This is a genomic window from Streptomyces sp. NPDC087440, from assembly GCF_044744005.1.
GTDB lineage: Bacteria > Actinomycetota > Actinomycetes > Streptomycetales > Streptomycetaceae > Streptomyces.
The window spans coordinates 274996-276090 of sequence record NZ_JBIUXN010000010.1; the positions used below are offsets into that span (position 1 = coordinate 274996).

The window sequence follows — 1095 nt, forward strand, 5'->3', positions numbered from 1 at the left end:
CACAAACCCCCCCCCCCGGCCCCGCCCGCGGGCGGGGGGGGGGGGGGGGGCCGGGGGGGCGCGCGGGGGGGGCGCGGCCCCCCCCCCCCCCCCACGAACAGCAACCCACCCCGCCCCCGCACGAAGCCCCCTACCTCCCCCCAGCCGGAACCTTCTTCCCCTTGTTCGCCTCGTCCACCCACTTCACCAAATTCGCCGGCGAAATCTGCTCACTCCCCTTCTGCGGAAAGATCGCCACCCCGTTCAGCAACACCGTCGGCGTCGACTTGTACGTCGACTTGTCGAAGTCCGCCTGCACGGCCCCGACCCACCCGTCGTGGGTCCCCTTCTCCACGCAGCCGTCGAAGCCCGCTCCCCGCAGCCCCGGCACCTTCTGCGCCAGCTCCAGCAGGTAGCTCTTCTTCCCGAAGGCGTCGTCCGTCTCCTCCGGCTGATTCCGGAACAGAACATCGTGGTACTCATGAAACTTCCCGGCGCCCTGCGCACACCCGAGCGCGTTCGCCGCGTACTTCGACCCGTTGCCCATGACCCCCTTGTCGATGAAGGACACAAGGTGGTACTCGGCCCGGATCTTCCCCTCCTTCTCCAGCTTGTTGACCGTGTCCCGCATGCTGTTCTCGAACATCCCGCAGGCCGGACACCGCATGTCCTCGTACACGGTCAGCACGGACGGCGCGTCGGGCATCCCCACCGGAATGGCGACCTTCCCCTTGCCGACCGCCCCGGCGGGCGCCACGACCGGCCCCGCCTTCTCGGCGTCGCCCTTCCCGCCGCCCCCGCTGTTCGCGGCGACCACCCCGGCCACCGCCGCGAGGCCGAGGACACCGACCACCGCCGCGCCGACGACCATCACCCGGCGTCGTTTGTCGCGCGACTTCTGTACTTCGCGTTCCTTGATGAGCCGCTCGCGGGCGGTTCGCTTACCTTCAGAGTTCTTCTCGCTCACACCCGCAGCAACGAATCGGGGCGGCACCAAAGTGCCGCCCCGACCCCCCATACACTCAAATGGACTACGGAACTTTAAATTTACGCGCCCGTCAGACGGACGTCAGTCCCACCCCCCACCCCCGGGCCACGCTCCCCCCAGCACCTTAA

1 protein-coding gene is annotated in these 1095 nt (G+C 69.0%); it reads right to left on the bottom strand.

The genetic code is table 11. From position 1 onward, the window contains the following. Positions 1-130: 130 nt before the first annotated feature. Positions 131-946 (bottom strand): DsbA family protein, encoded by an 816-nt coding sequence (locus ACIO3O_RS21655; protein ID WP_401748220.1) that lies wholly within the window; start codon positions 944-946, stop codon positions 131-133. Positions 947-1095: the final 149 nt, after the last annotated feature.